Annotated in this window: 21 protein-coding genes; 9 read left to right on the plus strand and 12 right to left on the minus strand. The window is 68.3% G+C overall.

Annotation, left to right across the window (positions count from 1 at the left end):
* Positions 1-71 precede the first annotated feature (71 nt).
* The 4 genes from acpS to folK form a co-directional block, all read right to left on the minus strand.
* The gene (acpS, locus tag HLH25_RS03080; protein WP_182972682.1) at positions 72-482 is read right to left on the minus strand and encodes a holo-ACP synthase; all 411 of its coding nucleotides are present in this window, start codon (positions 480-482) and stop codon (positions 72-74) included.
* A complete protein-coding gene (locus HLH25_RS03085) occupies positions 479-2,845 on the minus strand; it encodes a RelA/SpoT family protein (RefSeq protein WP_246401133.1) in 2,367 nt (788 codons plus the stop codon). Before HLH25_RS03085 ends, acpS begins: the two co-directional genes overlap by 4 nt.
* A 4-nt stretch (positions 2,846-2,849) precedes the next feature.
* Positions 2,850-3,245, minus strand: coding sequence for a DNA-directed RNA polymerase subunit omega (gene rpoZ / locus HLH25_RS03090; protein ID WP_114727759.1), 396 nt, complete (start codon positions 3,243-3,245; stop codon positions 2,850-2,852).
* A gap of 115 nt (positions 3,246-3,360) precedes the next feature.
* A complete protein-coding gene (gene folK, locus HLH25_RS03095) occupies positions 3,361-3,858 on the minus strand; it encodes a 2-amino-4-hydroxy-6-hydroxymethyldihydropteridine diphosphokinase (RefSeq protein ID WP_182972683.1) in 498 nt (165 codons plus the stop codon).
* 225 nt (positions 3,859-4,083) lie between these two features.
* Here folK and HLH25_RS03100 point away from each other — a divergent pair, with 225 nt between their 5' ends.
* A complete protein-coding gene (locus tag HLH25_RS03100) occupies positions 4,084-4,698 on the plus strand; it encodes a LabA-like NYN domain-containing protein (RefSeq protein ID WP_182972684.1) in 615 nt (204 codons plus the stop codon).
* A gap of 90 nt (positions 4,699-4,788) precedes the next feature.
* Here the strand turns inward: HLH25_RS03100 and HLH25_RS03105 are convergent, their stop codons facing one another.
* The 3 genes from HLH25_RS03105 to msrP form a co-directional block, all read right to left on the minus strand.
* Positions 4,789-6,285 carry a malate:quinone oxidoreductase gene (locus tag HLH25_RS03105; RefSeq protein WP_182972685.1) on the minus strand — a complete coding sequence of 499 codons (1,497 nt, stop codon included), beginning with the start codon at positions 6,283-6,285 and terminating at the stop codon, positions 4,789-4,791.
* 456 nt (positions 6,286-6,741) lie between these two features.
* Positions 6,742-7,353 carry a protein-methionine-sulfoxide reductase heme-binding subunit MsrQ gene (gene msrQ / locus HLH25_RS03110; RefSeq protein WP_182972686.1) on the minus strand — a complete coding sequence of 204 codons (612 nt, stop codon included), beginning with the start codon at positions 7,351-7,353 and terminating at the stop codon, positions 6,742-6,744.
* A complete protein-coding gene (gene msrP / locus HLH25_RS03115; protein WP_182972687.1) occupies positions 7,353-8,309 on the minus strand; it encodes a protein-methionine-sulfoxide reductase catalytic subunit MsrP in 957 nt (318 codons plus the stop codon). Before msrP ends, msrQ begins: the two co-directional genes overlap by 1 nt.
* A gap of 121 nt (positions 8,310-8,430) precedes the next feature.
* On the opposite strand from msrP, the gene HLH25_RS03120 reads away from it, so the two are divergent.
* Positions 8,431-9,327 (plus strand): NAD(P)-dependent oxidoreductase, encoded by an 897-nt coding sequence (locus HLH25_RS03120; RefSeq protein ID WP_182972688.1) that lies wholly within the window; start codon positions 8,431-8,433, stop codon positions 9,325-9,327.
* Between the two features lie 13 nt (positions 9,328-9,340).
* Here HLH25_RS03120 and HLH25_RS03125 read toward each other — a convergent pair whose 3' ends face one another.
* Positions 9,341-10,189 carry a squalene/phytoene synthase family protein gene (locus tag HLH25_RS03125; protein ID WP_246401135.1) on the minus strand — a complete coding sequence of 283 codons (849 nt, stop codon included), beginning with the start codon at positions 10,187-10,189 and terminating at the stop codon, positions 9,341-9,343.
* A gap of 147 nt (positions 10,190-10,336) precedes the next feature.
* Here HLH25_RS03125 and HLH25_RS03130 point away from each other — a divergent pair, with 147 nt between their 5' ends.
* Positions 10,337-10,945, plus strand: coding sequence for a superoxide dismutase (locus HLH25_RS03130; protein ID WP_182972689.1), 609 nt, complete (start codon positions 10,337-10,339; stop codon positions 10,943-10,945).
* Positions 10,946-11,000: 55 nt separating this feature from the next.
* Here HLH25_RS03130 and HLH25_RS03135 read toward each other — a convergent pair whose 3' ends face one another.
* Positions 11,001-12,383 carry a sugar porter family MFS transporter gene (locus HLH25_RS03135; protein WP_182972867.1) on the minus strand — a complete coding sequence of 461 codons (1,383 nt, stop codon included), beginning with the start codon at positions 12,381-12,383 and terminating at the stop codon, positions 11,001-11,003.
* 163 nt (positions 12,384-12,546) lie between these two features.
* Positions 12,547-12,927 (minus strand): preprotein translocase subunit YajC, encoded by a 381-nt coding sequence (yajC, locus tag HLH25_RS03140; RefSeq protein WP_182972690.1) that lies wholly within the window; start codon positions 12,925-12,927, stop codon positions 12,547-12,549.
* A 139-nt stretch (positions 12,928-13,066) separates the two neighbouring features.
* On the opposite strand from yajC, the gene HLH25_RS03145 reads away from it, so the two are divergent.
* The 3 genes from HLH25_RS03145 to HLH25_RS20460 all read left to right on the plus strand — a co-directional run bounded on the left by HLH25_RS03145 (position 13,067) and on the right by HLH25_RS20460 (position 16,312).
* The gene (locus tag HLH25_RS03145; protein WP_182972691.1) at positions 13,067-13,981 is read left to right on the plus strand and encodes an ATP-binding protein; all 915 of its coding nucleotides are present in this window, start codon (positions 13,067-13,069) and stop codon (positions 13,979-13,981) included.
* Positions 13,982-14,197: 216 nt separating this feature from the next.
* The gene (locus HLH25_RS03150; protein ID WP_182972692.1) at positions 14,198-15,283 is read left to right on the plus strand and encodes an aromatic ring-hydroxylating oxygenase subunit alpha; all 1,086 of its coding nucleotides are present in this window, start codon (positions 14,198-14,200) and stop codon (positions 15,281-15,283) included.
* A gap of 27 nt (positions 15,284-15,310) precedes the next feature.
* Positions 15,311-16,312, plus strand: coding sequence for a bifunctional GNAT family N-acetyltransferase/(deoxy)nucleoside triphosphate pyrophosphohydrolase (locus tag HLH25_RS20460; protein WP_182972693.1), 1,002 nt, complete (start codon positions 15,311-15,313; stop codon positions 16,310-16,312).
* A gap of 68 nt (positions 16,313-16,380) precedes the next feature.
* Here the strand turns inward: HLH25_RS20460 and HLH25_RS03160 are convergent, their stop codons facing one another.
* On the minus strand, positions 16,381-17,289 hold the full coding sequence (locus tag HLH25_RS03160; protein ID WP_182972694.1) for an SMP-30/gluconolactonase/LRE family protein: 909 nt from the start codon (positions 17,287-17,289) through the stop codon (positions 16,381-16,383).
* Positions 17,290-17,370: 81 nt separating this feature from the next.
* Between HLH25_RS03160 and HLH25_RS03165 the strand changes: the two genes are divergently transcribed.
* A complete protein-coding gene (locus tag HLH25_RS03165; RefSeq protein WP_182972695.1) occupies positions 17,371-18,126 on the plus strand; it encodes a competence/damage-inducible protein A in 756 nt (251 codons plus the stop codon).
* A 15-nt stretch (positions 18,127-18,141) separates the two neighbouring features.
* On the opposite strand, the gene HLH25_RS03170 is transcribed toward HLH25_RS03165, so the two are convergent.
* Positions 18,142-20,094: a glycoside hydrolase family 3 C-terminal domain-containing protein gene (locus HLH25_RS03170; RefSeq protein ID WP_343065486.1), complete on the minus strand. Its 1,953-nt coding sequence runs from the start codon at positions 20,092-20,094 to the stop codon at positions 18,142-18,144.
* Positions 20,095-20,431: 337 nt separating this feature from the next.
* Here HLH25_RS03170 and HLH25_RS03175 point away from each other — a divergent pair, with 337 nt between their 5' ends.
* Both HLH25_RS03175 and leuS read left to right on the plus strand, forming a co-directional pair.
* Positions 20,432-20,953, plus strand: a complete 522-nt coding sequence (locus tag HLH25_RS03175; RefSeq protein WP_182972696.1) for a DUF3576 domain-containing protein — start codon at positions 20,432-20,434, stop codon at positions 20,951-20,953.
* A 122-nt stretch (positions 20,954-21,075) separates the two neighbouring features.
* On the plus strand, positions 21,076-23,691 hold the full coding sequence (gene leuS / locus HLH25_RS03180; RefSeq protein ID WP_182972697.1) for a leucine--tRNA ligase: 2,616 nt from the start codon (positions 21,076-21,078) through the stop codon (positions 23,689-23,691).
* The last annotated feature ends 4 nt before the right edge of the window (positions 23,692-23,695 follow it).

Consider the following 23,695-nt stretch of genomic DNA (forward strand, 5'->3'; position numbering starts at 1 on the left):
CCGTGGGGCCAGCGGATGAAGCCGGGGGGACCGTCCCCTGTCAACCGGCGCGCGATCTTATTAGCCCGATCCTAACCCACGGGGCCAGCGTCGATCATCACCTGTGCGAACGCATAGGGATATTCGTCGGTCATCGTCAGCAGAATGCGCGCCGTGGCGCCGGGCGGCAGCAGCGCGTCCAGCCTTGCGCGCGCGCCGCCGGTGAGCACCATCACGGGCTGGCCGGTCGGCAGATTGTCCACGCCCAGGTCGCGGTGGAACACGCCGTGGGAAAACCCTGTCCCCAACGCCTTGGCACATGCTTCCTTGGCCGCCCACCGCTTGGCGTAGGCCCCCAGGCGCGCCTGCCCGTTGCGCCGGTCGGCGCGCCGCCGCTCGGCTTCGGTGAAGACCCGGTCCAGGAAGCGTTCGCCGTGGCGGCCCAGCGCGCGCTCGATGCGGCGGATGTCACACAGGTCGGAGCCGATGCCGAGCAGGTTCATCCCTTCGCCCGCTCCACCTGGACGACGCTGCTGGCCGCGCGCATCGCCGCGATCAGCGAGGACAGGTGGCGCAGGTCGCGCACTTCGATATCCGCCAGGATCTCCATGAAATCGAGCTGGCGGTTGACGATGCGCAGATTGACGATGGTGCCGTCATGCTTGGAGGCGACATTGGTCAGGGTGGCGAGGATGGAGGGCTCGTTGGCGGCGACGATGCTCAACCGCCCGATATGCGGCTCGCCGGTGCCGCGACCGATCACGTCGTAATCCCAGTCCACATCCATGAAACGCTCGGGCGTGGCGGCGAAGCTTTCCAGCGTCTGGCAGCCGGCGGTGTGGATGGTGATGCCCTTGCCGGTGGCGACGATGCCCACGATGCGGTCGCCCGGCAGGGGATGGCAGCACCCCGCGAAATGAACCGCGATGCCCGGCCCGATGCCGGCCAGCGCCATGCCGCCGCCCGACCTGGCCTTTGCGGTGCGCGCGGGCGCGCGCATGGGGATGCCGGGGACCATGCGCGGCGCGCGCGGCGTCTGGCGCAGTTCGGGATAGGCGGCGTGTACCACGTCGCGCGGCCCGATATTGCCGTTGCCGACCGCGACGTACAGATCTTCGACCGACGCCTGCTTGAGGTCGGCGAGAAGGCTGTCCAGCACCTTTTCCGACCCGTCCACGCCCTCTTGCCGGAACGCCTTGGCCAGTGCGGCGCGGCCGTTATCGACATGGGCTTCGCGCTGCTGGGCCGCCACATGGCGGCGGATGCGCGCCCGCGCCTTGCCGGTGACGACGAATCGCTCCCACGACGGTGACGGCGTGCCGCCGCGCGCCGTCATGATCTCGACCTGATCGCCGTTCTGCAATTCGTGACGCAGCGGCATCAGCCGGCCGTTGATGCGCGCGCCCACGCAGGTGTCGCCGACCTGGCTGTGCACCGCGTAGGCGAAATCGACCGGCGTGGCGCCGCGCGGCAGCGAGATCAGTTGCCCCTTGGGCGTGAAGCAGAAGACCTGATCCTGGTAGAGTTCGAGCTTGGTGTTTTCCAGGAACTCGTCCGGGGCCGCCGAATCCTCCAGGATGTCCAGCAGATCCTGCACCCAGCGCAGGCCGGTGACGACCTGCCCCGCGCCGCCGGCACCGGGCAGTTGCTTGTACATCCAGTGCGATGCCACGCCGTTTTCGGCGATGTCGTGCATTTCGGCGGTGCGGATCTGCACCTCGATCTTCTGGTTGCGCGGATAGCGCAGCGTCACGCCCGTATGCAGGCTCTGATAACCGTTGGCCTTGGGGGTGGAGATGTAATCCTTGAAGCGGCCGACGATGACCGGGAAGGCCGCGTGGACCGCGCCCAGGGCCACGTAACAAGCCTCGCGCGTCGGGACGAGGATGCGGAAGGCCATGATGTCGGAAAGCTGCTCGAAGGCGACATTGCGCTTCTGCATCTTTTCCCAGATCGAGAAGGGCGATTTTTCGCGCCCCGATACCTCGACCTCGCCCAGGCCGGCCTCGCGGCAGAGCCGGACCAGATCGCGCCGGACCTCTTCGATCACATCCGCGCCCTGGCCGCGCAGGTAGTTGAGCCGCGCGCGGATGGTGGTGTTGGCTTCCGGCTCCAGTTCCGCGAAGGACAGGTTCTGGAGTTCGGTCTTGACCTTGTCCATGCCGATGCGCCCGGCCAGGGGCGCATAGATTTCCATGGTCTCGCGGGCGATGCGCTGGCGCCGGTCCAGCCGCTGCACGTAATGCAGCGTGCGCATGTTGTGAAGCCGGTCCGCCAGCTTGACGATCAGCACCCGGATGTCCTTGGACATCGCGAGCACCAGCTTGCGGAAATTTTCGGCCTGCTTGGTGCGGTCCGACTGGAGTTCCAGCCGGGTCAGCTTGGTGACGCCGTCCACCAGATCGGCGATCGCCGGGCCGAATTCGGCGCGCAGGCGATCGTGCGTGACCCCGGTATCCTCGATCGTGTCGTGCAGCAGCGCGGTCGCGATGGAAGCCGGGTCGAGATGGAAGCCGGCGAGGATGCTGGCGACGGCCAGCGGATGGGTAATGTAGGGGTCGCCGTTATCGCGCGCCTGCCCGGCATGGGCTTCCTGCGCGACGGCGAAGGCGCGGCGGATCAGGTCGAGATCGGCATCCGGAGCATAGGCACGGACGCGCCGCACCAGTCCTTCGCAGGAAATGACGCGGGCGGGAGGGGGCTCGGGCGCCGCATTCCCATCCGTGTCTTCAGGCCCATCCGTGCCTTCAGGCGCGGTCGAAGCAGCGGAAACCAGCGCCCGGCCATCGCCCGGCGCGGGCGAGGCCGGCGCCTGGGCGGTGACATCGACGACCATGTCGGTCGGGCCGGCCGCATCCGCTGCCATGGGCTTATCGCCGCGAACGGCCGCCCAGTTCGGCCTCGATCGCGGCCTCCAGCTCTTCGGCCGACATGCCGGCGCCGTGGGCGGCCTCTTCCTCGGCCGAAACGTCCTGAAGACCGAAGATGTTCTGCTCGGTCGGGATCAGGTCCATCACTTCCTCGTCGGCCGGCTCGGGCTCCGGCGCGCGGGCCAGCGAACGGACGAGATCGGTGCGGATCTGTTCGAGCTCGATCGTCTGGTCGGCGATTTCCCGCAGCGCGACGACCGGGTTCTTGTCGTTGTCGCGGTCGATCGTCATCTCCTCGCCACGCGACAGGCCGCGCGCGCGCTGCGCCGCCAGCAGAACCAGCTCGAAGCGATTGGGAACCCGTTCAACGCAATCTTCGACGGTGACGCGCGCCATAAGGCAAGCCTCCGGTATTTACATTATTAAAAAAAACGATTTTATCCACAGTGCGGCGCAAACGCAAGGCCGGGTTTGGTGGGTTGCCCGGTTGGCGGGTTGGCGGGTTGCCCCGTCACGCATCGTCCAGCCGGCGGATCTCCTGCGCCGGGAGGGATGCGATCGCCGCCCCGACACGATGCCCCGTGCGAGGATTGCGCCAGTCCGGCGCCACATCGCGCAGCGGGAGCAGGACGAAGGCCCGCTCCTCCGCCCTGGGATGCGGCAGGATGGGATCGGGCGCGTCACGCACGCAGGAGCCCATCGCCACGATATCGAGATCCAGCGGCCGCGCCGCGTTGGCGACCGTGCGCCGCCGGCCCGCCTCGGCCTCGATCGCCTGCAAGGCGGCCAGCAGCGCGGCGGGGTCGATCTCGCCCGCCACGCCCACCACGCCGTTGACGTAAGGCGGCTGGCCCGAGGGAGGAACCGGCGCGCTTTCGTACCACGCCGAGACCGCGACCACCCGCAGGCCGGGAATGGCGGCGATGCGCCCGACCGCCCAGCGACAGGTCTCGATCGGCGTGCTGCCCCCTTCACGCGGCAGGTTGGCCCCGATGGCGATCAGGATCATGGTGACGGCCTGGTTGACGGGATGATCGAAATCTTCTGAAACATGAAATATCCAATTGAAAATTTTATATTTTTTTACAAAAAAACGTCTTATATGGTCCGTTTCGACCGTATCAATTTGTCCGCGACGGCTCTAATCTGACGTTTGTTGAGCATATTCTTCAGGTTCAGCACTTCATCCGCACGACTTTTCAACCTCAGGTCATTTTACGAGGATTCATAACCCATGTTTTTTCAACCCGGCGAACGGACTTGTCTTTTCATCGACGGCTCAAATCTCTACTCGGCCTCGCGTCATCTGGGGTTCGATGTCGATTACCGCAATCTGCTGACATTCTTTCGCTCGAAATGCCATATCATCCGTGCCTATTACTATTCGGCGATCCTGGAAAGCGAGGAATATTCCCCGCTCAAACCGCTGACCGACTGGCTGGTCTATAACGGCTATTCGCTCGTTACCAAGACGGCCCGCGAGTTCGTCGACCAGAACGGGCGCCGGCGCGTGAAGGGCAGCATGGATATCGAACTGGCCGTCGACATGATGGAGATGGCCGCGAAGATGGACCATGCCATCCTGTTCAGCGGGGACGCCGATTTCCGCCGCCTTTTGGAAAGCGTGCAGCGCCAGGGCGTGCGGACCACGGTCATTTCGTCCGTGCGCACCTCGCCGCCGCTGATCGGCGACGACCTGCGGCGGCAGGCCGACCAGTTTGTCGATCTGGCCGATATCGCATCGCACTTCACCCGGCGCCAGAGCGAGGCGCGGGTCGTGCGCCAGCAGCAGGCCCCGATCCGCCACCCCGCCGACCAGTTCAGCGAACTGGACGACGACGAAGACTGACTTGCGGCACCGCCGGGCGGGGCGCCATGCGCCCTGCCCGGCCGAGACGCGCGGAGGACAGGCCGCCAGCGCGCGTTTGCGGTCAGACTCTCAGCTTTCGAGTTGCAGGCTGCGCGTCGTGCGCTCGTGCACCTGGGCGCAGAGTTCGGGCCGGTCGGCCAGCGGGGCGCCGTAGGACGGGATCATTTCCCGCAGCTTTGCCTCCCAGCGCGGCAGTTCGCTGGGGAAGCATTTGCTGATCACGGTCAGCATGATCGAAACGGCGGTCGAGGCCCCAGGCGACGCGCCGAGCAGGGCCGCGACCGTGCCGTTGGCCCCGGTGACGACTTCGGTGCCGAATTGCAGCACGCCGCCCTTTTTGGCGTCCTTCTTGATGACCTGCACGCGCTGGCCGGCGGTGATCAGTTCCCAATCCTTCGCCTGGGCGTTCGGCACGAAATCGCGCAGGGCATTGAGCCGCGTCTCGTTGGATTGCAGCACCTGCTGCACCAGGTAGCGGGTGAGCGGCATGTTGTCGCGCGCCACCGCCAGCATGGCGCCGAGATTGTCCATGCGAATGGATTTCGGCAGGTCCCACAGCGAGCCCTGCTTGAGGAACTTGGTCGAGAAGCCGGCATAGGGGCCGAACAGCAGCCCCTCCTTGCCGTCGATCACGCGGGTGTCGAGATGCGGCACGGACATCGGCGGCGCGCCGACCGATGCCTTGCCGTAGACCTTGGCATGATGGCGGGAGACGATGTCCGGGTTGGTACAGCGCAGGAACTGGCCGCTGACCGGGAAGCCGCCGACGCCCTTCGATTCGGGGATGCCGGTCTTCTGCAACAGCGGCAGCGCGCCGCCGCCCGCGCCGATGAAGACGAAGCGCGCGCCGACCGACACGGTGGCGTTCGACGTGAGATCGCGCACCGCCAGCCGCCAGGAACCGGAGGCGTCCTGCTTCAGGTCCTCGACCTCATGCGACAGTTTGAGGTCGAAACCCGGCTGGCCGGAGAGGAAATTGACCAGCAGGTGCGTCAGCGCGCCGAAATTGACATCGGTGCCCGCCGCGATCCAGGTCGCGGCCAGCTTGGTGCCGGCGGTGCGGCCTTCCATCACCAGCGGCATCCATTGCGCAAGCTGCGCCGGGTCGGTGGAGAAGCGCATGCCGCTGAACAGCGGATGATCCTTCAGGGCTTCGTACCGGCGGCGCAGATAGTCGCAGTTTTCGTCGCCCCAGACGAAGCTCATGTGCGGGATCGGATTGAGGAACGCGCGGGGCGAGGCGATGATGCCCGATTCGACCAGATAGGCCCAGAACTGCCGCGAAAGCTGGAATGCCTCGTTCACGCCGACCGCCTTGGAAATGTCGATCGTGCCGTCGGCGCGCGCGGGGGTGTAGTTGAGTTCGCACAGCGCGGAATGGCCCGTGCCGGCGTTGTTCCAGGCGTTGGAGCTTTCCTTCGCCACGTCGTCCAGCCGTCCGAACATCCCGATCGACCAGTCCGGCTGCAGGAGCTTGAGCAGCGCGCCGAGCGTCGCGCTCATGACCCCTCCGCCGATCAGGACGACATCATAGGCGGATTCGGTTCGGGTCGTATTCGAGGTCATGACATTCTCCGGAACGAGGCGCGCAGGCCGAAGCCTGTGAATACGGTCTGGGCCGCCGGTCCCATCGCGGCGGACCGAAGGCGGGAAAGAGTGGTCGTCCAAGGACCGGACGAACCTGAACCGGGTGGCATGCGGGCCGTATCGTCGCGGACAATCCGCCCATCGCACAAACGGGATCGCAGAGCCATAACCCGGTCCGGTCCTCCGGAACGCCCCAACCTCTTGCCATCTGAACCGGCATTCCGAGACATCATCTCTGCGCGAGCCCATCCTGACCCGCTCCATTGGGCGCGGCAAGCGGGGACAGAAGACCGATCCGGCCTGTTCCTTCTTATTGCTTCCATTTTCTGGAATTCCCCGGCGGAATTGCCGGTCTTTCCATTCCGGCAGCGCATGACTGTCAGGCTTTTCCCGCATCGTGGCAAGGGAACCATCACCGAAATCCGGATGGCCGGTTCAGGCCGGCGGCGGCTTTGCGCGCCGGGGCATGGCCCGCCAGACCCGGTAGGCCAGCAGGCCGGACACGACCCCGCCATAGAGCAGCGTTTCCGCCCGGATCACCTTGAAAGACAGGATGAAATGGATGGCGGCGCAAATCGCGGCCGCGTAGGCTAGGCGATGCAGCACCTTCCAGCGCCTGCCCAGCCGGCGGATCGACCAGCCGTTCGATGTCGCGGCCAGCGCGGCCAGGATGGTGAAGGCGACCATGCCGAGGATGATGAAGGGCCGTTTCGTCACGTCGGCCAGCAGGGTGAGCAGGTCGAACCCCTGGTCCAGCGCCACATAGGCCGACAGGTGGAACAGCGCGTACCAGAAGGCCAGTAGCCCCAGCGCCCGCCGGTAGCGGAGAAGGTTTATCCCGGTCAGGTCCCGCAGCGGCGTGACGCACAGCGACAGGATCAGGAAGCGCAAGGCCCACAGGCCCAGCGTGCGCTCGAATGTATTGACCGGATCGGCGCCCAGCCGGTCGGTCGCGCCCAGCACGAACGACACCGCCGCCGGAAGCAGCCCGAAACCGTAGAGGGCCAGCCGGATCGGGCCGGCGGACCTTGCGTGCCATGGCGCCATCAGAAATCGCGCCGCAGGTCCATGCCGGCATAGAGGCCGGCCACCTGTTCGCCATAGCCGTTGAACGGCAGGGTGGGCTGACGGGCGGCGCCGAAGAAGCCGCCGCCGGCACCGATCGGCCGCTCGCTGGCCTGGCTCCAGCGCGGATGGTCCACGGCCGGATTGACGTTGGCGTAGAAGCCGTATTCGTCGGGAGCGCGGAGGTTCCACGATGTGCGGGGCTGCCGGTCGGTCAGGCGGATGCGCACGATCGATTTGATGCCCTTGAACCCGTATTTCCACGGCACGACCAGCCGGATCGGCGCGCCGTTCTGGTTGGGCAGGGTCTGGCCGTACAGCCCGACCGCCAGGATCGTGAGCGGGTGCATGGCCTCGTCCAGACGCAGCCCCTCGACATAGGGCCAGTCGAGCACCGGCAGCACGCCGCCCTGCTCCGGCATTTCCGACGGGCGCACCACCGATTCGAAGGCGACATATTTCGCGCTGCCCAGCGGCTCGACCTCGGCCAGCAGGTCGCGCAGCGCGAAGCCGATCCAGGGGATGACCATCGACCACGCCTCGACGCAGCGCATGCGGTAGGTCCGCTCTTCCAGGGGGCGGGTCAGCAGCGCGTCGATGTCGTAGGTGCGGGGTTTGGCCACCATGCCGTCGACCCGCACGGTCCAGGGACGGGGGTGGAACGCGCCGGACCGTTCGGCCGGGTCGGTCTTCTCCAGTCCGAATTCGTAGAAATTATTGTAGTGCGTCACGTCGCGCAGGGGCGTGGGCTTGAGCCCCGTGCCCGACAGGGCGCCCGGACGGGCCGCCAGCTCCGCCGCCCCGGCCGGGCGTGGCGGCAGGATCGAACCCGTGAGGCCGGCGCCGGCGGCGGCGGCCAGCATGGCGCGCCGCGACAGCCACAGCGCGGGTGGCGTGATGGCTGAGGATGGCGGTGCGGGGTAGCGAAAGACGCGCATGAGGGGCCTTCTTTCCTGGGGCCTCCTGGGGTCCCGGCACGCGCCGGGCGGAGGGCGTGACACCGCTGGGATCGTCCGGCACCTTGCCGGAAACGGGACGGTATTGAAAAGGAGCATGACCATGACCGATTCCTCTGATCACGGCACGGCAGGGACTGTCGGCTTTGTCGGCTTTGGCGCCATGGCCAGCCGCATGGGCCGGAATCTCGAAGCCTCCGGCTATCAGATCGTAGCCTATACCCCATCGGGCAAGGGTGGCGACGGCACGACCCGCTTTCTGCCCTCGCCCCGCCAGTTGGCCGAAGCCTCGGGCGGGACCGTCATTCTCTGCGTGCCCGATGACGAGGCGCTGGAAAGTGCCGCCTATGGCCCCGACGGCGTGCTGGCGGGCATGGCGGCCGGGACGCTGCTGATCAATACCAGTTCGGTGTCGCCGGAAGCCTCGCTGGCGCTGGCGGAGGCGGCCGGCGAACGGGGGATCGCCGCCCTCGATGCCCCGGTGTCGGGCAGCACACCGGAGGCCGATGCCGGCACGCTGGTGGTGCTGGTCGGCGGAGAGGCGGAGGTTGTGGCGCGCGCCCAGCCGATCTTCGACATTATCGGCCAGACGACGATCCATGCCGGGCCGGCCGGCTGTGGCTCGAAGCTGAAGCTGGTGATCAACGGCATCATGGGTGTGGGGCTGGCGGCGGTTGCCGAAGGCTTCAGCTACGGCGTGGCCGCCGGGCTGGACCGGGACATGCTGTTCGAGGCGCTCGATTCGGTCGCGGTGATCTCGCCCCATCACAAGCGCAAGCTCAAGGCGGCCAGGGCGGGCGATTTCCGGCCGCAATTCCCGACCCGGCTGATGCAGAAAGACATGCGGCTGCTGCTGGACGCCGCCGCCCGTGTCGCCGCCCCGGTGCCGACCATGGCGACCACCACCCAGCTTCTGTCGCTGACGCGGCGGGGGCATGCGAACGACGATTATTCCGCGTTGTTCGCCGTGCTGGAAAGCATGGTGGCCAATACGCCGTAGGGCGCGCCGGCCCTCAGCCGAATGCCATTGCCGCCATGACGGCCAGCCGGTCGCCGAGGCCGCGTGGCGCCGGGTCGGCCCCACGGGCGAAGTCGCGCCGGGCCAGCACGCCCGGCAGCGCCGCCGCCCTGGCCTGGCGCGGCAGGCGCCGGCGGCCGGCCTCGGCCAGGAATGCCTGCCCTTCGCGGCGCAGGTCCGCGCGCAGCGCCCGCGCGATGTCCGGCGGCAGGGGGGCGCCGTCGCGAATCGTGTCGCCCGACAGGCCGGATTCGGCCAGCGCGGAATCGGGCACCGGGCAGCGGCCGCTGGCCAGCACCAGTTCCAGATGCCGCACCAGGCCGCCCGCGCCGTAGGCGGCGCCGTGCGATTCGACCGCTTTCAGCAGGTCCGGGTCCGTCACGCCGGCCGCCTGGGCGATGGCGACCTGTATGCCGCCGGCGCCGCCGCGCATTGCCGTGCGCCAGGCGGGCCAGTCCGCCAGCCCGTCCAGTTCGGCCTCGCGGGCGTCGAGGATGCCCAGCAGGGTTTCGGGCTTCACGCGGCCCTGCGCGATCAGCGCGCGGATGGGGTCGGCAATTTCGTGCGGGTGGGGGGCGCCTTCGATGATTTCGCGCCACCATTGCAGGCGGATCAGCCCCGCCATCGACCCCGCGACGGCGCGGGATTGCATGCCGCCGAGGGCACGAACGGTTTCGTGATTGAAGGCGAGCAGGGTGAAGGCGGCTTCGCGCGCCGCCGCCGGCAGGAACAGCGCGCACAGGAAGCGGTCGGGGTCGGCGCGCCGGGCAATGGGGGCGTCGGGGGAAACTCCGGCGGCGGCGGCGCGTCTTTCCGGGGGGGCCGTCATGGCAGTGCGTGTCATGACAATGGCTTGCCGCGCGCGACGGCGTGGCGCAAGAGTTTCGGCCGGCGGGTCGGCCGTCCCTGTTCCGTCACTTGACGCCCCTTCCCCGCCCCCATAGCTCTGACGGGCGGCGTTTTCGCCGCTGCAATTCCAAGGAGAACGTCCATGGCTTTCGAATTGCCCACTCTTCCGTTCCAGACCAACGCGCTGGCGGCGCGCGGCATGTGCCAGGAAACGCTGGAGCTGCATCACGGCAAGCACCACCAGGCCTATGTCACCGCGCTGAACGGCTTCGTCGAAGCCAAGCCCGAACTTCAGGGCAAGTCGCTCGATGAAATCATCCTGGCGGTCAAGGGGGATGCGGCCCTGGCGCCGGTGTTCAACAATGCCGGCCAGCATTGGAACCATATCCTGTTCTGGCAGAACCTGTCGCCGACCGGCGGCACGATCCCCGACGCGCTGGCCGCCAAGATTGCCGAGGATTTCGGCAGTGTCGATACGTTCAAGACCGACTTCAAGGCGGCTGCGACCTCGCAGTTCGGCTCGGGCTGGGCGTGGCTGGTGCTGGGTTCGGACGGCAAGCTGAAGGTGACCAAGAGCGCCAACGGCTCCAACCCGCTGGCCGAAGGCCAGGGCAAGGTGCTGCTGGGCCTCGATGTGTGGGAGCATTCCTACTATCTCGACTTCCGCAACCGTCGCCCCGACTACGTGACCAACTATCTGGACAAGCTGGCGAACTACGAGTTCGCCGAGGCGCAGCTCAAGGCCGCCTGAACGGCCGACGGTACCGCGTGACCTGGAATGCCCGGCCCCCTTGGGGCCGGGTTTTTCATGTACGGCCGCCGGAGAGCGGCCCGGCGTGCCCGATATCGCGCAGCCTGACGCCGGACGCGAGGTCCCGCTCGATCCGCTCCAGCGTCAGGCCCTTGGTCTCGGGCACGAACAGGGCGACCAGCAGCACGAACAGCGCGTTCAGCCCCGCATAGAGCCAGAAGGTCGCGGACAGGCCCAGGCGGTCCATCAGCGACAGGAACGACACGCCCACGATCATGTTGGCGACCCAGTTGGCGGCGGTGGAGCAGCCCACGCCGAACTCCCGGCCTTGCAGCGGCTGGATTTCCGCGCACAGCACCCATGTCACCGGCCCGGCCGAAAAGGCGAATCCGGACACGAAACAGATCATGCCGCCGATGGCGAGCGCCTGGGCCGTCGTCTCGCGCACTTCGGCGGAGGGGGAGATGCCCAGCAGCGCCATGCCGATGGCCATCACGACCAGGCCGCAGACCAGCAGCGGGCGGCGGCCCCAGCGATCGACCAGCCCGATCGCCACGAAGGTGGCGGCCACGTTCACCGCGCCCACGATGACGGTGCCCCACAGGCGCCCATGGTCGATGAAGCCGGCGAGGCCCAGGATGCGCGGGGCGTAATACATGACCACGTTCATGCCGGTGAATTGCTGGACGAGCTGCAACGTCACCCCCAGCGCCACCGAGCGGCGGAAATTCCGGTCCTTGCGCAGGAGCGCCCAGCCCGAGGTGCGGACGTGCAGGCGGGCGTCGATCTCGCGCAGTTCGCGGGCGACACTCTGGCCCTGGCCGCGCAGGTCCTGCAACGCGCGCCGCGCGGCCTCGCGCTTGCCGCGCATCATCAGCCAGCGCGGGCTGGCGGGCAGGAAGGCGACGCCGATCATGAAGACGATGCCGGGAAAGGCCACGATGCCCAGCATCCAGCGCCATGTCTCGAAATAGGAAAACAGCGCGTTGGAGACGAACGCCGCCATGATGCCGATGGTGATCATGAGCTGGTAGATCGCGACCATGGCGCCCCGGTGCCGGGGATCGGCGATCTCGGCGATATAGAGCGGCGCGGTGAAGGTGGAGATGCCGACCGCGAGGCCCATCGTCACCCGCCCGGCGATCAGCGTGCCGACCGACCCGGCCATGGCGCAGAACAGCGACCCCGCCACGAACAGGGCCGCGCCGATCAGCAGCGTGTGCTTGCGCCCCCAGCCGAAGGAGAGCCGCGCCGCGATGGGCACGCCCAAGGCCGCGCCCACCATCATGGCCGCGACGATCCATTCCTGCACGAGCCGGGTGGCGTGAAATTCGCGCGCGACGGGGCCGAGCGCGCCGGAGATGACGCCGATATCGAGACCGAACATGAGCCCGGCCACCGACGCCAGGCCCGAGGCCACGCCGGCCTGGCCGCGCATGCAGGCGGGCTGGCAGACGGGCTGGAAGCGTTCGGCGCCCCGCCCGGCCCCGCGCTCGGCTCTGACTGCCTCGATCTCTCCGTACAGCGTCATGCCCCTTTCCCCCCGGAGAGGGCTAACGGCCGGCGAAGCGGCCGGTTCGCCGGCCGCCGCCGGGCGCGGTTCAGCCGGCCTTGGGGGCGGCGTCGTTGGCGGGCTTGGCGGTGCTGGTGACGACCGAGGTCAGGGTCTCGCGCACCACCGTCACGCGGACGTTGGGGGCGATTTCGATCTCGATTTCGTTCGAATCGTCGCGGATCTTCTGCACCACGCCGATGATGCCGCCGGCCGTCAGCACCCGGTCGCCGCGACGGATCGCCGCGAGCTGGGCGCGCAACTGCTTCTGCTTCTGCTGCTGCGGGCGGATCAGGAGGAAATAGAAGATCGCGAACATCGCGACGTAAGGGAGGATCGACATCAGCCCGCCGGCGCTCAGGAGCCCCCCCTCGCCTCCGGCGCTCTGGGCATATGCCGGGGTCACAAGGAAATCTGAAAGTGCGGTCATGTCGTGCTTTCGGCGCTCATTTAATGGGTTGCGGGCTGAGGCAGTGGACCATAGTTTTCGTCCGTTTCCCGTCAAGGCGTCGGTTTGCTTTCCGCCGCGCTCCGGGTCCGATCGCGCCTTTCCAGCCACAGGACCGACGATGGAGTCTCACCCTCTCCTGCCCTTTCTCGACCGTATCGCCCAGGCGCTGGAGCGGCTGTCGCCGCCGCCGCCGAGCCTGGCCGGGCTGGATGCCGCCGATGCCTTCGTCTGGCACCCCGCGCGGGGCCGCCTGGAGCCGGTGGCCCATGTGGCGCATGTCGATATGGACCTGTTGCGCGGCGTCGAGACACAACGCCGGCTGGTGCTGGACAATACGCTGCATTTCGCCCGTGGTTTGCCGGCCAACAACGTGATGCTGTGGGGCGCGCGCGGCATGGGCAAGTCCTCGCTGGTCAAGGCCGCCCATGCGCAGGCCAACCTGACGGCGGAGGGCGTGCCGGCGGCGCCCGGCCGGGGGAGCCTGGTGCTGATCGAAATCCAGCGCGAGGACCTGTCCACCCTGCCCGACCTGCTGGCGCTGCTGCGCACCAGTGCGCGCCGCTTCGTCGTCTTCTGCGACGACCTGTCGTTCGAGAGCGAGGATGCCGATTACAAGGCGCTGAAATCGGTGCTGGATGGCGGGATCTCGGGCCGGCCGGAGAACGTGCTGTTCTACGCGACCTCCAACCGGCGGCACCTGATGCCCCGCGACATGATCGACAACGAACGCTCGACCGCCATCAATCCGTCCGAGGCGGTCGAGGAGAAGGTCTCGCTGTCCGACCGGTTCGGGCTCTGGATCGGCTTTCATAACTGCGCGCAGGATGTCTTTCTGGACATGGTGCGGGCCTATGCCGCGACCCGGCGCCTCGCGATCGGGGAGGACGAGCTGGCGCGGCGCGCCAATGCCTGGTCGGTTGCCCGTGGCGGGCGCTCGGGGCGCGTCGCCTGGCAGTTTATCGAGGACCTGACCGCCGAACTCGCCACCTCGCCGCACGTTGGGGAGCCCGTTGGGGAATCGACACGTCCTTGATCAGAATCAAGGCCGGCGACCGGTGCGTTGCCTGATATCATAAGGGCTTCCAGCCTGACCGGCGGGAAGAGAAACCGGGCCCTTGCCGCTGTCGGGCAATGACATGGATTATCAATTGCGCGACAGGATGAGATGCCTCTTTAATGCGTGCGGCTTCTGTCACGATGCCGCGCGACCCACCGGACAGCCGCAGGCGACCGAGCACATAGAGAGACGATGAACCAGATTTTTTCGACGGACAGCATGCCCCGCCCCACCCTGACCCTTGGGGAGGATCTGCGTCGCATCCGCTGCGATCCCGATTTCTGGTATCCCGTGGCCTGGTCACGCGAACTCAAGGCCGGCAAGACCATCGGCACCCGTTATGCCGGCCTGCCGATCGCCCTTGTGCGCCCCGTTGAAGGCGATGTCTTCGCGCTGGAGGACCGCTGCGCCCATCGGCAGGTGCCGCTGAGCAAGGGCACGGTGAAGGGCCAGGCGGTGCAGTGCTGCTATCACGGCTGGGCCTATGGGCGCTCGGGCCGGTGCATCGACGTGCCCTATCTGGGCAAGGGCAAGCTGCCCAACGGCGTGAAGACCTATCCCTGCCGCGAGCAGGACGGGCTGATCTTCATCTTTCCCGGCGATCCGGAGAAGGCCGAGACCGTGCCGATGCCCCGGCTGTCGCAGGTTGCCAACCCCGACTACAAGACCCGCCGCTTCGGCCGGCATGTGAAATGCCACTACAGCTTCATGCATGAGAACCTGATGGATATGAACCATCAGTTCATGCACATGAAGCAGATGGGCCAGATGAAGCCGCGCTTCCTGGGCCAGGATCGTGGCCCCGGCATGATCGAGGCGCGCTATACCTTCGCCCGCACCGGCGGCAAGCAGCCGATCGGCGAGGCGCTGGTCTTCGGGCAGAAGCGCGACAACAGCGCGAAATTCGCCCATCGCGATGTCATGACCATCCGCACCGAATATCCGTACCAGACGCTGAAGATCGAGCCGACCGGCGGCGAGGCGGTGATGGATCTGTGGATTGCCTACGTGCCGCAGGACGAGGAGCAGTTGACCAACCGGGTCTTCGGGCTGCTGTCGATCAAGCGCCCCAAGCTGCCGGGCGTGCTGGACCTGGCCTGGCCGTTCCTGGTCGCGTTTACCGAGCGGATCTTCCGCGAGGATCGCGAGATCGTGGAACTGGAGCAGAATGCGTGGAACGAACTGGGCGGCGACCATAACCAGGAAGTGTTCCCGGTGATTCGCGACCTGCGCCAGCTTCTGGCCGAATGCGGCATTCGCGTACCCGAGATCGGCTGAGGGTTTCGCAAGCTCCATGTCAGTTCCATGATCGACGAGCGGACGGATACCACCCTGGAGGCCGGCCCCTTCCGGCTGCGGGCGCTTGTGTCGTCGGACGCGGGCGCGATGCACCGGCTGGTCAATGACTGGAGCGTGATCCGGATGCTCAGCCGGGTGCCGTTTCCCTACCCGCGCGGGCTGACGGATGAATGGATCGCCTCGACCGCTGAACTGGCGCGGCGGGGGGTGGCCTATCATTTCGCCATTACCCACCCCGAATCGGATACGCCCGATTCGCTGATCGGCTGCATCGGGTTGCAGGTCGATCGGGGCCGCCGGTCGGCCACCGTGGGATACTGGGTTGGCCGCCCTTACTGGAACCGCAAGGTCGCCACCAGCGCGGTGGGGCGGATCGCGCGCTGGGCGCTGGCCAACATGCCGGTGGACCGCGTGGCCGCCGCCGTGGCGCATGATAACCCGGCCTCGATCGCCGTGCTGCGGCGGCTGGGGTTTCGCGAGACCGGAACCGGGCACCAGGAATTCGTCTCGCGCGGCGGGGAGCATCCGGTGCTGCTGTTCGAGGCGAACCGGGAGGATATGGCGATGGATGCGTCGTCCGGCGCCGCGACCACCCAGGCCGGGGAGCGGAAGCGCGTGGTGCTGGTGGCCGCCGTCGCGCTGATCGATACCGATGGCCGCATTCTTCTGGCCCGTCGGCCGGAAGGCAAGCCGATGGCGGGCCTGTGGGAGTTCCCCGGCGGCAAGGTCGAGGCCGGGGAGACGCCGGAGGCGGCGCTGATCCGCGAACTGGACGAGGAGCTTGGCCTGGATGTCAGCCGGTCCTGCCTCGCGCCCTATACGTTCGTGTCGCACGATTACGGGCATTTTCATCTGCTGATGCCCGTCTATGTCTGCCGGCGCTGGAAGAATGTGCCCCGCCCGCGGGAAGGCCAGACGCTGGCGTGGGTTCGGGGGGACGATCTTTCGGCCTATCCGATGCCGGAAGCGGATCTGCCGCTGGTGCCTCTGCTGCGCGATCTGGTGTGAGAGACGGCGACGGCCGGCCCTCTGCATGGAGACCCTCTATGGGGCGGCCCTCTGTGGGGCGACCCCCTCTATAGAGCGAAGGGTGCGTCCAGCGTGAAGGTGGCCTGTTTCTGGCCGGCGATGCTGGTGCCGAAGGCGAACAGGCTGCCGCTGAGGGGCTGGTCCACGAGTTGGCGGGCCGACAGGCCCTTGCGGGCGGTGGTGACGAAGACGGTGCGGTAATCGGCGCCGCCGAAGGCGACCTTGGTGACGTTGCGGGCCGGCATGGGAATGGGCTCGACCCCGGTGCCGTCGGGGGCCAGACGTTCGATCCGCCCGCCGTCCCATACGCCGACCCAGAGGAAGCCCGCGCTGTCGACCGCGATGCCGTCGGGGTAGCCGTCCCGCAGGGTGGCGAAGACCCGGCGGTTCGACAGGGTGCCCTCGGGCGACACGTCGAAGGCGTAGACGGTCCGGGCGGGTGAGTGGTTGTGGTAGAGCGTGCGGCCGTCAGGCGACAGGGCCGGGCCGTTGCTGACCACGTAGCCCGTATCCTCGCGCCGGATCGACAGGGCGCCACGGTCCTGGCGGACGGAATAGAGCGAGCCGGTGGGCTCGGTCTCGGCATCGTGCATGGTGCCGAACCACAGGCGGCCGAACCGGTCCACATGGCCGTCATTGATCCGGTTGCCGGGCTGGTCGGGCTCGACGGGCAGGTCGAGGCCGAATCGGCCGGTGGCGGGGGAAAACCGGTGCAGCCCGTCGCGCAGGCCGCACAGGAAGGTGCCGTCGGCGAGCGGCACCAGGAAGCCGGGCCGGTCCGGAGCGGGCCAGGAGGTTCTCTCGCCGCTTTCCGGCCGGTAGCGGTGGATCGCCTTTCCCACGATATCGACGAAATACAGCGCCTGTTCGGCTTCCGACCAGACGGGGCCTTCGCCCAGCATGGCTGGAAGTTCCCACACGCAGCGCGGCACGCCGCACATCGGTCCTTCCCTCATCGCCCCAATCCTCCTGTCTGGCCGGAAGCGGATTCCGGGCTCATAATGCGGTTCAATGCCATTGGACGGGAACCCGCCATCATGAACCCGACAGCCTGCATCCTGGTCATCGGTAACGAGATTCTCTCGGGCCGGACGCAGGACGTCAACGTGCAATATATCGCACGACGCCTGTCCGAACTGGGGATCACGCTCGCCGAAGTGCGGATCATCCCCGATCGCCGCGAGGTGATCGTGACCACGCTGTGCGATGTGCGGGCGCGATTCGAGCATGTCTTCACCACCGGCGGCATCGGGCCGACCCATGACGACATTACCGCGCCCTGCGTCGCCGAGGCGTTCGGGGTGCCGTGGGTCGTCCATCCCGAGACCTTCCGGCTGCTGGAAGCGCATTTTCGGCCGGGGGAGTTCAATGCCGCCCGGCAGCGCATGGCGACCCTGCCGCAGGGGGCGACCCCGATCGCCAACAACGTTTCGATCGCGCCGGGATTCAGCATCGGCAATGTCCATGTGCTGGCCGGCGTGCCGCGCATCATGCAGGCGATGTTCGAGGCGGTGGCCCCGACCCTGCGGCATGGCACGCCCGTGACCTCGCGAAGCTGGTATGCGCTGGAGCTGTTCGAGGGGGCGCTGGCCGCCGGCCTGTCCGAGATCCAGGACCGTTATCCGGACCTCGATATCGGGTCCTATCCGTTCAGGCGGCCGGATGGACGGCGGGGCGTGGCCCTGGTCTGCAAGGGGGTGGATCGCGGTGCCGTGCTGGCGGCGGCGCAGGCGACGCGCGACCTGATCGTGCAGTTGGGCTTTGCGCCGCAGGAAGGCGAGCCGCCGCCCTGAGCGTGGGGAGGCTTCTCAGCCGCCTTCGGCATCGGGCAAGGCGCCGGGGATGTGCATCTCCGGCAGGTGGAGCGTCGTCTGCTGGCCCAGATTGGCGGAGTGGCCGCCCAGCGACACGCCGTACTCGCCCGCCGGCACCACCCAGTCCAGCGTTGCCGGATTCCAGTGGCCCAGCATGCGCGCGTCGATCCCCACCGCCAGCCGTGCGGCCTGTCCGGGGGTAAGCTGCACGCTCCGCCAGCCGATCAGGCGCTTGGGGGCGTCGCCGGTTCCTTCGGGGAGGTCGAGATAGATCTGCGGCACGTCGCGGCCGGCCATGGCCCCGCGATTGGAGACGCTGAAGGCGACCAGCAGCCGTGAGCCGTCCCGCGTTACCTTCAGGTCGCCATAGGCGAAACGCGCGCGGGCCGAGAGCCCGTATCCGAACGGGAACAGCGGCGCGACATGTGCCCGGTCGAATGCCTTGTATGCCGCCAGATGCGGGTGGGGCGGCGCGGCGCCGCCGGTAAAGGTGACGGGCAGGCGTCCGGAAAACTCGCGCTGGCCGGTCAGCAGGTCCGCCAGCGCGTCACCGCCGCCCTCGCGCCACGACCACGCCTGCACCACGCCGTCGACCTGGTCCAGCCACGGCATGGGGCGGGCGGGATCGTCCGACAGCAGGACGACGAGAACGTGCGCGCCCGTGTCGGCCACCGCGTCGATCAGGCGGTCGTCCTCGGGGCCGGCGGAGAAGAGGACGATATGGCCGGCCTGGGTGATATAGGGCGGCACGGGGCCGTCCGCCGGCGCGTCGGCGGCCCGGCGCGCGACCTGCCCTGTCCGGCTCAGGGCGTCGGCCATGATATCCGCTGCCTCCCGCGCCGCCCCGGTGCCCAGGACGAGGATCGGCTCGGCGGTGGTGCCGGCCAGGGGCAGGATCGCGTTTTCATTGCGCAGCAGCACCGTGCCTTCGGCGACCACGTCTTCCGCCAGCGGGTCGCGATAATGCACGGGGGCGCGCAGCGCGCCGAATGGTGGCGGATTCTCGGTCACGCCGGCGTCGTCCATCGACTGCATGACATGGGCGGCCATGCGGTCCAGCCGGGCGGGTGGCACGAAGCCTCCCTTCATGACCGCCTGGCGCAGCGAGGCGCCGAACAACGCCGTATCGGCGGTGCCGGGTTCGCCCGCCACGTCGATGCCGGCCGCCAATGCCGACAGCAGCATCGGACGGCGGGCCGCCGTGCCGTCCGGCGTCGGGCGGTCCGCCAGCAGGGCGATCATGCCGCCATAATGCCATCCGTCGCGCAGCGTGCGTTCCATGCCGTCCAGCGCGCCGCATGGCCGCGCATCCACGATCGTGACGTGGCAGAGCATGCCCGCGCCCCTTGCCTGCTCCAGGGCGACATGGAGGGCCAGCATGCGGTCCTCGGACGCCGCGTCGGCCGCGTCGGCGTCGGGCTGGCCACGGCCGCCGAACAGCGGCAGCACATGGCCGGCGATCAGCCCGGATGCGACCGCGCCCATCATCCGGCCGGCCAGCAAGGGGTCCTCGCCATCATAGGCGCGGCCGGCCGGCAGGGGGCCGACGCCGCCGACCGCCGCGATCGCCCGGCCGCCGGCCCGGATCGCCCGCGCCCGCGCCTGCCCCGCCCGCCGCGCCAGGTCGCGGTCCCAGGTCGCCATCAGCGCCAGCGGCGAGCGCTGCCCCGCGCCGGCTTCCAGCAGGGCCATGCGCAGGGCCGGCAGGCCGGCGCGCGGCACGCCGGGCAGCGTGACGAGCGACACGCCCGCGACCGGCGTGGCCACGACCTCCGCCCGCACCAGGGTGAGTTTCTCCGTCTGGGTCAGGCGGGCGGCCGGGGAGGCCGTCCGCGCCGGGTGGTCGGCCGCGCCGGCCGGGGGGGCGGACAGCGCCAGGGCCGCCAGCAGGGCCATGCCCCGCCACGGCCCGCCGGCCCCTGCCCCCCTGCCCGCGATGCCTGCCACGCCGCCCCTCCGAATCTTTCATGCCGAATCTTTCGTGCCGTCGCGCGGCGACTCCCCCGCGCGGCGCGGCCTGATCGGTCTTTTCAAACCGGCCGGACCCGTGAAGGCAAGGCTCGGGATGGTCTTGCCGGTCGTCCGTTGCCGCCGGGACGTGGTTGCCCGCGGGTGCGGCAGGGAGAAAATCACCGCCCGGCTTGGCGGGGATGGCGCTCCGGGATATGAAGACGGCAGTGAAACCGGCTGAACCGTGGTCCGACCGCCGGCCCCGGACGGGCAGGAACCGCCACGGCCGCCGATCCATCAGCGGGGCCAGACCCGAGGGGACCACAGGGGCAACATGACCGTTCGACCGCCATCCGCCATTCACCGCCTTTCGCCATCGGCCCGCCTGCTGGGCGTGCTGGCCCTTTCCCCGATTCTGGGCCTGACCGCATGTTCCTCGCCGCGCCGCGCGGACGCGGGGCTGGCGATGCCGCAGAACCATCTGATCACCCAGGACCGCTCCGCCAGCGGCGGCGACGACCAGATCGGCAAGAGCGGCGTGAATGCCTATCTGTGGCGCGGCGCGATCGACACGCTGTCGTTCATGCCCTTCGCCTCGGCCGATGCCATCGGCGGCGTGATCCTGACGGACTGGTACACCCCGCCGGCCACCAAGAACGAACGCTTCAAGATCACGGCCTATGTGCTGTCGCGCAATCTGCGGTCGGACGCGCTGCGCGTGTCGGTCTTCCGCCAGGCGTTCACGGATGGGCAGTGGGTCGATACGCCGGTTGCCCCGAACACGGTGTCGGACATCACGACGCGAATCCTGACCCGTGCGCGGCAGCTTCGCGCCGATAATGGCGGCGGCAAGTAAGCCCCTTCCCCCGGCGTTCCCGCGCCGGGGACGATGCCGGGCCGTTGCCCGGCATCCTTCTGCTTCGTATCGGCCGGTCGTGACAGACCGTGACGCCCCGGCCCGTGCTCCTGGACCCTGACATGACTGAAATGACCCCCGCTTCCTACGATTTCCGCACGGCCGAACCGCGCTGGCAGGCCGAGTGGGAGCGGGCGGGCGCCTTCGACGTGCCCGACGTGCCGCCGGCCGACCGCCCCAAATATTACGTGCTGGAGATGTTCCCGTATCCGTCGGGGCAGCTTCATATGGGCCATGTGCGCAACTACACGCTGGGCGACGTGGTGGCGCGCTTCAAGCGGGCCAAGGGGTTTTCGGTGCTGCATCCGATGGGCTGGGATGCCTTCGGCCTGCCGGCGGAAAACGCGGCGCGGGAGCGCGGCGTGCATCCGCAGACCTGGACGCTGGACAATATCGCCGCCATGCGCGGCACGCTGAAGCGGCTGGGCTTCTCGTTCAACTGGGACCGGGAGATCGCGACCTGCCTGCCCGAATATTACGGCAAGCAGCAGAAGCTGTTTCTGGACATGCTTCAGGGCGATCTGGTCGAGCGGCGCGAAAGCTGGGTGAACTGGGACCCGGTGGACCATACCGTGCTGGCGAACGAGCAGGTGGTGGACGGGCGCGGCTGGCGTTCGGGCGCGCTGATCGAGAAGAAGAAGCTCTCGCAATGGTTCCTGCGCATCACCAAATTCGCGCCCGACCTGCTGGAGGGGCTGTCGCATCTGCCGCGCTGGCCGGAGCGGGTTCGCGTCATGCAGGAGCGCTGGATCGGGCGTTCGGTCGGCGCGCGCGTGCGCTTCGGGCTGCATAGCCCGCCCCAGGGCTTCGATACCGACCTGGATTCGGTCGAGGTTTATACCACGCGGCCCGACACGCTGTTCGGCATGGCGTTTCTGGCCGTCGCGCCCGACCATCCGCTGGCCGCGAAGGTTGCGCGCGACAATGCGGACGCCGCCGCCTTCATTGCCGAATGCCGCCGCCTCGGGACCTCCGAGGAGGCGATCGAGAAGGCCGAGAAGCGCGGGTTCGATACCGGCCTGCGTGTGTCGCATCCGTTCATGCCCGACGAGAGCTTTCCGGTCTGGATCGCCAATTTCGTGCTGATGGATTACGGCACCGGCGCCATTTTCGGCTGTCCGTGCGGCGACCAGCGGGATCTGGATTTCGCCAACGCCTATCACCTGCCCTTCCGCCCCGTCGTTCTGCCGCCGGGCGAGGATGCATCGACCTTCGCCATCACCGCCAAGGCGTGGGACGGTGACGGCACGATGATCAATTCCGGCTTTCTGGACGGGCTGGACACCAGGGCGGCGCGGGCTGGGGCCATCAGCCGCCTGGAAGGGCTGGGCGTCGGCCGGGGGGTCGAGAACTGGCGGCTGCGGGACTGGGGCATTTCGCGCCAGCGCTACTGGGGCTGCCCGATTCCGGTCATTCATTGCGCCGCCTGCGGCCCGGTGCCGGTGCCCGACGACCAGTTGCCCGTTACCCTGCCCGAGGATGTGACGTTCGACCGGCCGGGCAATCCGCTGGACCATCATCCGACCTGGAAGCATGTCGCCTGCCCGCGCTGCGGCGCCGACGCCACGCGCGAGACCGACACGTTCGATACCTTCGTGGACAGTTCGTGGTATTTCGCCCGCTTTACCGCCCCGCACGCGGCCGCGCCGACCGTGCGCCCGGCGGCGGATGGCTGGCTGCCGGTCGACCAGTATATCGGCGGGATCGAGCATGCGATCCTGCATCTGCTCTATGCCCGTTTCTTCACGCGGGCGATGCGGGAGACGGGGCATCTGGGGCTGGACGAGCCGTTCGACGGTCTGTTCACCCAGGGGATGGTCAATCACGAAAGCTATCGCGATACCGACGGGCTGTGGCTGTATCCCGAAGAGGTCGAGCGGCGCGGCGATGGCGCGGTGCATCGGGAAACCGGTGCGCCGGTGACGATCGGCCGCGTTGAGAAGATGTCCAAATCCAAGCGCAATACCGTGGCGCCGGTGGCGATCATCGAGCGGTTCGGGGCCGATACCGCGCGCTGGTTCGTGCTGTCGGACAGCCCGCCGGAACGCGACATGGAGTGGACCGAGGCCGGCGTGGCCGGTGCGGCGCGCTTCCTGCAACGGCTCTATCGCGTGGTGCGGATCGTGGCCGAGACCGTTCCGGCCGCCGCTGCCCCGGAGGCGGTGCTCTCTGAAGCCGCCGACACGCTGCGTCGTGCCACCCACCGCGCCATCGCGGCCGTGAGCGAGGCGCTGGAAGGCTTCGCGATCAACGTGGCGGTGGCGCGTCTGCATGAGCTGACCTCCGCCCTGGCGGACGCCGAGCGCGCGGCCGACGATGCCGGCATGGCGTATGCCCGGCGCGAGGCCGCGCTGAGCCTGTGCCTGCTGGCCGCGCCGATGGTGCCCCATCAGGCGGAAGAGATGCTGGCCCTGCTGGAGCCCGGCCAGGCGCCGGCCGTCGATCGTCCGTGGCCGGTGGCCGAGCCGGAATTGCTGGTGGCGCGCGAACTGACCATCGCGGTCCAGATCATGGGCAAGCTGCGTGGGACCGTGGCCGCGCCGCCCGATGCGCCGGCCGAGACGGTGATCGCTCTGGCGGAAAACGAGCCCAATGTGGCGCGGCTGCTGGAGGGCAAGCGCATCGTCAAGCGCATTCATGTGCCCAACCGCATCGTCAATTTCGTGATCGCGGGCTGATCGG

Origin of the sequence: Gluconacetobacter dulcium, from assembly GCF_014174165.1 — a bacterium.
In the GTDB taxonomy this organism is placed as follows: Bacteria; Pseudomonadota; Alphaproteobacteria; order Acetobacterales; family Acetobacteraceae; genus Gluconacetobacter; species Gluconacetobacter dulcium.